The sequence below is a fragment of the Achromobacter sp. SD115 genome (assembly GCF_017355315.1).
GTDB classification, from domain to species: domain Bacteria; phylum Pseudomonadota; class Gammaproteobacteria; order Burkholderiales; family Burkholderiaceae_B; genus Achromobacter; species Achromobacter xylosoxidans_B.
In genome coordinates, this window is sequence record NZ_JADIJM010000032.1 from 56,980 (window position 1) to 66,298 (window position 9,319).

Below are 9,319 nucleotides of genomic sequence, written 5' to 3' on the forward strand. Positions count from 1 at the left end.
GCATTGCGCGCTTGGCGCTATGGGGTTGCGGGCAGGATCAGCGCGTCCAGTACCGCGACGCCCTGTCCGTCCTCTTTGATCAGCAATGGATTGACTTCGATTTCCGCCACATGCGCGGGCGCGGCAAGCAGGGCATTGCCCACCGCCACGATGCTTCTGCACGCCGCCGCCACGTCGGCTTGGGGCTTGCCGCGGTAGCCGTCCAGCAGCGCGTAGGCCTTGAGTTCCTGCAGCATTTGCAGCGCGATGTCCTCGTCCACCGGCAGCAGGCGATGGCTGGTGTCTTGGTACAGCTCGGTCAACACGCCGCCCAGGCCCACGGTCAGCACCGGACCGAAGACGGGATCGCGCGTGGCGCCGACGATGATCTCGGCCACGCCGCGTTCCATCTTCTGCACCATCGCGCCGTCGATGCGCGCGTCCGGCTGCGCCGCAGCCGCGGCACGCGTTACTTCGGCAAAGGCGCGGCGCACGGCCTCGTCGTCGGCCAGGTGCAGCGCCACGCCGCCCGCCTCGGTCTTGTGCGCGATGTCGGCGCTCAGGATCTTCAGCGCCACCGGATAACCGGCTGCACGCGCTTGCGCGACGGCTTCGTCCGCATTGACGGCCGCGCCCACGCGCGCTTGCGGCAAGCCAAAAGCGGCCACGTATTCGCGCGCGTCGGTTTCATTGCAGGGCAAGGCCGGAACCGCGGCCGCGGCCAGGTCCGGCGCCGCCGCGATGCGCTTGGCGCCGCGCGCCTCGCACCACAGCAGATAAGGCGCCAGGGCGGCGACCGCCATGCCCAGGTCTTCGAACACGGCCACTTCGGCTTCGCGCAGGGCGGCCCGGCTCTGGGCCAGACCGGTATCGATGGCGACGAACAGCCGTTGATGCCGGCGCGACACATCCGTCAGCGCGTCGGCCATGCGGTCCAGCATATAGCCGGGCGCGTACACGACCACCGCGTCGATCGCGTCGGTCGTGGCCAGCGCCTCCAGCACGGTATGCACGAAAGCCGGATCGTTGACCACGTTGCCGGTGACGTCCACCGGATTGCCGACCATGCCGTAATCGGGAATGCCGCCGCGCAGCACCGCCTGCAGGTCGGGCGGCAGGTCAGGCAGGTCCAACCCCGCGCCGATGAACTTGTCCGCCAGGATCGCGCCCAGCGCGCCCGACATGGTCAGCACCGCGACGCGCTTGCCCGCCGTGCGGTGCCGCAGCGTGGCCAGGCTGGCCAGGTGCGCCATCTGCGCGAAATCGTTGGCCTCGATCACATTCAGCTGACGGAACGCCGCGCCGTACACGCGCCGGTCGCCGGCCAGCGCCGAGGTATGCGACTGCACCGCCTGCGCACCCTTGTCCGTGGTGCCGGCCTTCAGTGCAATCAGCAACTTGCCCTGGCGCTCCAGTTCGCGGCAGGCGCGTATGAAGCGTTCGCCGTCGCGCAGCTGCTCGATGTAGCCCAGCACGATTTCCGTCTGCGGATCCGCCGCCAGGTACTCCAGGTACTGCGAGAAATCCAGGCAGGCTTCGTTGCCGGTATTGATGAAGTGGGAGAACGGCAGGTCCAGCCGGCGCGCGATCGCGTAGACCGCCGCGCATACGTTGCCGCTCTGCGTCAACAGGCTGACCTTGCCCGGCCCCGTCTGCGCCGGCGCGGTCTTGAAGACCGAGGCGAAGGCCGTGTGGGCCTGCGTGTTCAGGTTGGCGAATCCCATGCAGTTGGGGCCGGCCACGGCCATGCCGCTTGCGGCCACGAAGGCCTCCAGCTCGTCCTGCAGGCGCGCGCCCTCGCCGCCCGCTTCGGCGAAGCCCGCAGCGTAGACGATGGCGGCGCGCACGCCCTTGGCGTGGCAGCGGCGCAGCATGGGAGTGACGTCCGCAGCCCCGATGGCCAGCACCGCCAGGTCCACGGGTTCGGGCACGGATTCGATATCCGGCCAGCAGCGGCGGCCGAACACTTCCTGGTACTTGGGATTGACGGGATAGATGCCGCCCGCGTAGCCGAAGCGCGTCAGCAGTTCCAGCGGCATGCCGCCGATGCGCCCGGCGTTGGCGCTGGCGCCGATCATCGCGATGGAGCGCGGATTGAGCAAAGGGTCCAGAGACGGGGTCATGCTGCCTCGCCCTTCTTATTGCGCTGGATGGCCTGCGCCAATCCGCGTTCGCGCACGGCCTGGAATTCCTCGCTCAGATGCGACAGCTGGTGCGTGTCGAAATGCGCCGACAAGGCCGTGCGGAAACCCTGCGCGTCGGCCGTGCGGTTCAGCGAACGCTTGATCAGGCGCAGGCCAAAGGGCGGCGCCTGCGCGATGCGCTGCGCCAGCGCCAGGGTCGCGGCGTCCAGCTCGGCTTCGGGTACCACGCGGTTCACCATACCGATGCGCAGGGCTTCCTGGGCGTCCACCTTTTCGCCGGTGTAGAGCATTTCCTTGGCCTTGCGCAGGCCCATGACCCACGGATGAATCAGCACCTCGGTCGCGGCCGCCGCCAGCGTGTGGCCCACCGGATCGGAAAAATACGCGGTGTCCGAACACACCACCAGGTCGCACATATTGGCGATCATGAAGCCGCCCGCCACGCAGGCGCCCTGCACCTGGGCCACCGTCGGCTTGGGAAAGTCCCAGATGCGCAAGCAGTAGCCGTAGTAGCGGCGCGACTCGTACTCCCAGCGCTCTTCCACCGTGAAATCGGCGCGCTTGGCCTGCGCTTCCTTCAGGTCGTGGCCGGCGGAGAAGTGCGCGCCGCGGCCGGCCAGCACCACGACCCGCACCGAGTCGTCCTGTTCGGCGCGCGTCAGCGCGTCGTCCAGTTCATCCAGCATCTGCTGGCTTTGGGCGTTGCGCGCGGATTCGCGCGCCAGGCTGATGCGGCATACCGAGTCGTGCCGCTCGACGGCCAGGGTGGCGTATTCCATGGTCTCCTCGTCCTTGTTCTGCCGCGCCTTGAAAGGCGGCGCGGTCGACTGGATTGAATTAACGCACTCGGAATCCTAAAATACAAAATATTCAACCACTATTTCCCACATTATGAACAACAGCGGTTCCACAGGCGGTACCCAGAGCATGCGACGCGCCCTGGGCCTGCTGCGCGTGCTGGCGCAGCATCAGGAAGAAGGCATAGACCTGCAAGGCGTGATGGCCGAGGCCGGGCTGGAGCGCTCCACCGCGCACCGGCTGCTCAGCTGCCTGCTGGAGGAACAGTTCGCCGAACGCGACGCCCAGACCCGCCGCTACCGCCTGGGGGTCGATTCCATGCAATTGGGATTCGCGGCGTTGCGGCGCACGCCCTTGCTGGACGCGCTGCGTCCGTTCGCGCAAAAGCTGGCGCGCCTGTCGGGCGACACGGTGTTCCTGGTGATACGCCAGGGCGACTACGCCCTCTGCCTGCTGCGCGAGGCCGGCTCATTCCCCGTGAAGGTATTCACCATCGACCAGGGCGAGCGGCGCCTGCTGGGCGTGGGCGCGGGCGGACTGGCATTGCTGGCCACCTTGCCCGACGAGGAAATCGCCGCGCTGTATGCGCGGCATTCCGCCGCCTATGCGCAAATCGGCGCGTCCAGCGCCGCCTTGATGAAATCGGTAAGGCAGGCGCGCACCGCGGGCTATTCGGAAATCGTGGACACCATCACGCCTGGCGTCTCGGGCGTGGGCGTGGCGTTCCGGGTGTCGGAACTGACCTGGGTGGCTTTCAGCTTCGGCGCGATCAGCAGCCGGCTGGACGCGCCGCGGCGGGCGCAGATGGGCGCGCTGCTGCGCGCCGAATGCGAGGCGTGGGCCCAGGATTACCTGGAAAAATAGAGGCCCCACGCTGCGCGAACTTGCTGCCCCAAAAGGGGGCAGCCCAACGGCGGAGCGGCCTCCGCGCTAGCGTGCCGCCGCCCCCCTTAGTGCGTCAGATCCGTTCGAAAATGGCGGCAATGCCCTGGCCGCCGCCGATGCACATGGTCACCAGCGCGTAGCGTCCACCCACGCGCTGCAGTTCGTGCAGCGCTTTGACGGTGATGATGGCGCCGGTGGCGCCGATGGGGTGGCCCAGGCCGATGCCGCTGCCGTTGGGGTTCACCTTGGCCGGATCCAGCTTCAATTCGCGCGACACCGCGCAGGCCTGCGCCGCGAACGCTTCGTTGGCTTCGATCACGTCCAGCTGATCCACCGTCAGGCCGGCGCGCTTGAGCGCGGCTTGCGTGGCCGGCACCGGACCGATGCCCATGATGTTGGGGTCCACGCCGGCGTGGGCGTAGGCCACCAGGCGGGCCAGCGGCTTGATGCCGCGCTTGGCCGCGACCGAGGCGTTCATCAGCACCACGGCGCCGGCGCCGTCGTTCAGGCCCGAAGCGTTGCCCGCGGTGACCGTGCCGTTTTCCTTCTGGAACACCGGTTTCAGCGTCGACAGGTTTTCCGCCGTGACATCGCGGCGCACGTGCTCGTCGGTGTCGAACACCACTTCGCCTTTGCGCGACTTCATCACCACCGGCACGATCTGGTCGCGGAAGTAACCCGCGTCGATGGCGGCCGCGGCGCGGCGATGCGATTCCGCGGCCACGGCGTCCTGGTCCTGGCGGCTGATGCCGAACTTGGCCGCCACGTTCTCGGCGGTCACGCCCATGTGCATGCGGCCGAACGGATCCGACAAGGCACCGGTCATCATGTCCAGCATGACGCTGTCGCCCATGCGCGCGCCCCAACGCTGCGCCGGCGCGATGTACGGCGCGCGGCTCATGCTTTCGGCGCCCGCGCCGATGGCGATTTCAGCATCGCCCAACATGATGGTCTGCGCGGCGGACACGATGGCCTGCAGGCCCGAACCGCACAGGCGGTTGACGTTGAAGGCGGGGGTTTCCTTGGCGATGCCGGCGTTCATGGCCGCCACGCGCGACAAGTACATATCGCGGGGCTCGGTGTTGATGACGTGGCCCACCGCGACGTGGCCAACCTCATCGCCCTTGACGGCGGCGCGTTCCAGCGCGGCCTTGATGACGGTAGCGCCCAGGTCGCAGGGCGGCACGTCTTTCAGCGCGCCCCCGAAATCGCCAATGGCGGTGCGGACGGCAGAAGCGACGATGACTTCATTCATGGTGTTTCCTCCTTGTAATGCGTTCCATCATACCGCCGCCGCCCGGCCGCCGCCTCATCCCCAAGGCTTGCGCGCGGCGCGCAAGGCGCCATCGCCCGATAGCGAAGGGATAGCACCAATGCCCGGATCGATACGGAAGTCATATCATCCACGCCAACCGCCTTTCGGAGCGCCCTCATGGATTTCCGCCATCTGCAGCAGTTCCTGGTCCTGGCCGAAACGCTGAACTTCCACCGCGCGGCCGAAAAGCTGCACATGTCGCAGCCACCGCTTTCGGTCTCGATACGCAAGCTCGAGGAGATGGTGGGCGTGCCGCTGTTCCAACGCGGCCGCCAGGGCGTGAAGCTCACCGAAGCCGGCCTCGCGGCGCTGGACGAAGCCCGCCGCGCCCTGTTCCACGCCGAGCAATTCCGGCAGGCCGCTCGCGCGGGCGCCGCGGGCGAAGGCGGCACCGTGCGCATCGGCTTCGTCGGCTCCGCCACCCACGGCGTGCTGCCGCGCATCCTGCCGCCGTTCCGGCAACGCTATCCTGGCGTCACCGTGGTGCTGCGCGAAGCCACCTCGATACGCATCATGCAGGAACTCGAGGAAGACACGCTGGAGGTCGGCATCGTGCGCGTGCCGGTGGCGATGGGCTCGAACGTGCGCCTGGCGCCGCTCACGACCGAGAACTTCGCGCTGGCCGTGCCCAAGACGCATCCGCTGGCGCGGCGCGGCCGCATCCGCCTGGCGGACCTGGCGGACGAACCCTTCATCATGTACACCGCCAGCGAAGCCGCCGGCCTGCGCATGGCCGCCATCAACGCCTGCCAGCTGCGCGGCTTCACGCCCCGCATCACGCAGGAAGCGGTGCAGGTGCAGACGCTGCTCAGCCTGGTGGAAAGCGGCCTGGGCGTGGCGCTGGTGCCAGCCGGAGGCCGGCGCCTGCCCGGCACCAACGTGGTCTACAAGACGCTGGCCGATTTTCCGGCCGATGCGTCGATCGGCATTTCCCTGGCGTGGAATCCCGCCACCGAGCGCAGCGCCACGCGCAATCTGCGCGAAATGGCCAGCCAGGCGTTCCGCGACAAGACCGCGAGATAGGCGGGCCGCTTGCGGCAACACGGCCGCCAGGCTTAGGATGGAGCATGGGTTTTATCCTCACCAGCGATCCGGGAGCGCATCGTGAAGACAGTTGCTGAGATACTCAGGGAAAAAGCCAACCATTCCGTCGTGACGGTTTCGCCCGACGCGTCGGTGTTCGAAGCCGTCAAGATCATGGCGGAACGCAGCATCGGGGCGGTGGTGGTGGTCCAGGGCGATGCCGTGCTGGGCATGCTGACCGAGCGCGACTACGCTCGCAAGATCGTGCTGCAGGACCGCTCGTCGCGCACCACGAAGGTGCGGGACATCATGACCGAATCCGTGTACTACGTCGGCCGCGCGGACACCCGCGAGCACTGTATGGCAATGATGACGGAACGCCACTTCCGTCATCTCCCTGTCATCGAGGACGGCAAGCTGATCGGCCTGCTTTCCATCGGCGACCTGGTCAAGGACGTCATGAGCGAACAGAAGTTCATCATCCACGAACTCGAACGCTACATCACCGGCGAACGCGGCTGACGCCGCGTCCCGCGCGCAACGGGACTCGCGGCTAGCCGGCAGCGAGCGCCCTGAACGCCGGCACGATCAGTCCCATGCCGGCCGCCAGCAGCAGCACGAACACCATGCGCTTGACGGTCTTCATCGAGCCGGCCGTGCTGTAGCGGCGCGCCACCCAGGTCACGCCGATCACGACCGGCAGCGCCAGCAGGCTCAACCAGAACGACGAGGCCATGAAGGCGCCCTGCCCGGTCACCAGCGCCAGCCGCACCACGGCGTTCAGCGAAAACAGGATCAGCAGGCTGTTGCGGATGGCCGCCAGCGGCAAAGGCTGGCGGTACAGGTGATAGACCATGGGCGGCCCGGCGCTGGAAAACAATCCTCCCAGCACGCCCGACACGGCCCCGAAGAACACGAACGATCCGCGCGAGGACACGCTGGCCAGCGGCTGTGCCCGCGCCACCAGCAGCACCGCGCAGCCGAGGATCGTGCAGCCCAGCAGCAACTGCAGCAATACGCTCATGGATCCGCTGATCCAGGCCAGCGCGGCAACGCCCGCCCCGACGCCGATCAGGCTGCTGGCCATGGCGGGCCGCATCAGCGACCAGTTCACCTGGGGCTTGGCCCGCGCCAGCGTCACGGCCGCATTCACCAGCGACAGCACGCTGACCACGTTGGCCACTTCGGACACGGACGCCAGCTGGAACACGCCCGACAGGCCCAACAGCACCAGCCCGAAGGCGAAGCCCGTCATGGTCTGCGCATAGGTGGCGAGCGCCACGCAAGCGAGGAACAGCAAATATTGGGAAATGCTCATGCTAGTGGGTAGAGCCTGACCTGCCTCGGCTCTGCCCGGAGCGGCGCGTTGCGCGGCGCGGGAGCGGATCGACGGGGTACAGCGTAAGGGGTCTGCTTGGGATCTGTTTTTTCGCCGGCGATCATAGCACCGGGAGGCCCGCTCACACACTTTGTCACAAATGGATGCGCTCGTGCACCATGCCCCGGGTGACGTGCCGCTATCCTTGCCGCCCTGTGAATCCCTTGCGCCTTTGCTCCCGCCGCGGCCCCCGCCGCGCCGCCTGAGTGCGGCGCGCATGCCCGCAAGAATGACGCCCAAACAGACCACGATCAACACGGTAACGCTGACCTGCTCGACCTGCGGCAGCGCCCAATTCACCAAGCTGGACACCAACGAATACCGCTGCAGCCATTGCCACGCGGTCACGCTGGTCGAAGACAACGTCGCGCAAAGGCTGGAGAAAATCCTGCGCGGGATGCAGCAGCCGGCTCCGAAGCCGCAGCTCGGTCCGCGCGCCATCGCGGCGATCGCGGTCGCCGTGGCCGCCGTGTTCGTGGTTCCGCTGGTCGCCTCCATGCTCGGGTCCAAGCCAACCGTCACGCGGCAGCCGCCGGCGCCGCCACCCATCGACGCCGCGCTGGTCAAGCTGACCGACGTGCAGGAAATCCGCGTCCGCGACCGCACCCAACTGGTCATGATCATGCGCAACGAGACCGGCAAGAAGATCGACGTGCCGCGCGTCACGGCCTCGTTCTTCCAGGGCGAGCTGTCGCTGCCGTCGAACTCCGGTTCGGCGCCGGCGCGCTCACTGCAGCCGGGCGAATACACGCCCGTCACGATCTCCACGCCCAGCCAGGCCTACAGCCGCTACACGCTGCAGGTCTCGCAGCCGAGGCTGGCGCGGGACCGGAACAACGAGGTGGCCGCCAGCAAGGTGCAGCTGGTGCGCAACGATGGCGCCTACCGCCTGGTCGGCCTCCTGAAGAACAACGGCGCCAACGAGGCCAACAGCAGCCAGATCACGGTGATGCTGTACGGCGAGGACGGCAAGCTGATCGGCACCGGCAACGGCTACGGCGCCGCCAGCCCGTTGGCGCCGAACGCGCTGACCTCCTTCGACGTGCGCTGCGAGATGCTGGCCGAAGGCCCGGTCGCGTCCTATGACTACATGGTGCAGAGCGAAAACCCGGCCGTCTCTCCGGCCGCTCCCAAGGAAGAAACGCCGCCCAGCCGCATCGTGCGCGTCAGCCCGGCCGACCTGCGGGTCATCGAACACGTGCGCCTGAGCACCGAGGAACTGCTGGATCCGGGCTTCGCCCTGTTCGACGCCAGCGCGCTCAAGCTGTCGGCTCCGCGTCGCCTGCTTGACGAGATCGAGCGCCCGGTCATGTATGCCGAGCTGGTCAACACCAGCGACCAGTACGTGGTCCTGTCGCCCAAGGCGGACATCTCGCTGTTCGACGGTTCCCGCCGGTTGGACGTGCGCCAGAGCTGGAGCCTGCCGGCGCGCCTGTACCCCGGAGAAAGGGTGCCCGTGGCGCTGACCGGACGCATCGACCGCTACACCGAGGTCAAGACCGACTGGCTGCCCGCCAAGCGCGCCGCCCTGCCCGGCCCCCGCCCCAAGCTGGCGATCACGGTCGAGAACACCGAGGCCCAGGTCGGCACCGGCACCCTGAACTTCACCCACCGCTTCCGCTACAAGTACGTGACCGTGCATGGACGCGTGCGTAACGACAGCCAGGCCGAAGTGGAAAACGTCAGAGTCTGGGTCAGCCTGTACGACGCCGAGGACAAGCTCACCGGCGCGGTCTACCAGGAACTGCGGCTGCCCAAGCTCAAGCCAGAGGAAAGCGCGCCGTTCCAGGTGGACGT

Annotated in this window: 8 protein-coding genes; 4 read left to right on the forward strand and 4 right to left on the reverse strand. The window is 67.7% G+C overall.

Going from position 1 to position 9,319, the window contains the following annotated elements; genetic code table 11:
* Nucleotides 1-17 precede the first annotated feature (17 nt).
* Together IPU70_RS30145 and IPU70_RS30150 are read right to left on the reverse strand one after the other, a co-directional pair.
* The gene (locus tag IPU70_RS30145) at nucleotides 18-2,102 is read right to left on the reverse strand and encodes an acetate--CoA ligase family protein (protein ID WP_207472808.1); all 2,085 of its coding nucleotides are present in this window, start codon (nucleotides 2,100-2,102) and stop codon (nucleotides 18-20) included.
* Nucleotides 2,099-2,902: an enoyl-CoA hydratase gene (locus IPU70_RS30150; RefSeq protein WP_207472810.1), complete on the reverse strand. Its 804-nt coding sequence runs from the start codon at nucleotides 2,900-2,902 to the stop codon at nucleotides 2,099-2,101. Before IPU70_RS30150 ends, IPU70_RS30145 begins: the two co-directional genes overlap by 4 nt.
* Before the next feature lie 148 nt (nucleotides 2,903-3,050).
* Between IPU70_RS30150 and IPU70_RS30155 the strand changes: the two genes are divergently transcribed.
* Nucleotides 3,051-3,785, forward strand: coding sequence for an IclR family transcriptional regulator (locus tag IPU70_RS30155; protein ID WP_013395041.1), 735 nt, complete (start codon nucleotides 3,051-3,053; stop codon nucleotides 3,783-3,785).
* A gap of 94 nt (nucleotides 3,786-3,879) precedes the next feature.
* On the opposite strand, the gene bktB is transcribed toward IPU70_RS30155, so the two are convergent.
* Entirely contained in the window at nucleotides 3,880-5,061 is a 1,182-nt protein-coding gene (bktB, locus tag IPU70_RS30160) for a beta-ketothiolase BktB (protein ID WP_207472812.1), read from the reverse strand.
* 177 nt (nucleotides 5,062-5,238) lie between these two features.
* Here bktB and IPU70_RS30165 point away from each other — a divergent pair, with 177 nt between their 5' ends.
* Nucleotides 5,239-6,144: a LysR family transcriptional regulator gene (locus IPU70_RS30165; protein WP_207472814.1), complete on the forward strand. Its 906-nt coding sequence runs from the start codon at nucleotides 5,239-5,241 to the stop codon at nucleotides 6,142-6,144.
* A gap of 81 nt (nucleotides 6,145-6,225) precedes the next feature.
* Entirely contained in the window at nucleotides 6,226-6,666 is a 441-nt protein-coding gene (locus IPU70_RS30170; protein WP_207472816.1) for a CBS domain-containing protein, read from the forward strand.
* Between the two features lie 31 nt (nucleotides 6,667-6,697).
* On the opposite strand, the gene IPU70_RS30175 is transcribed toward IPU70_RS30170, so the two are convergent.
* The gene (locus tag IPU70_RS30175; protein ID WP_207472818.1) at nucleotides 6,698-7,462 is read right to left on the reverse strand and encodes a sulfite exporter TauE/SafE family protein; all 765 of its coding nucleotides are present in this window, start codon (nucleotides 7,460-7,462) and stop codon (nucleotides 6,698-6,700) included.
* A gap of 277 nt (nucleotides 7,463-7,739) precedes the next feature.
* Between IPU70_RS30175 and IPU70_RS32935 the strand changes: the two genes are divergently transcribed.
* Nucleotides 7,740-9,319 (forward strand): FxLYD domain-containing protein (locus tag IPU70_RS32935; protein WP_242702761.1); only part of this gene is annotated, 1,580 nt, incomplete at its 3' end.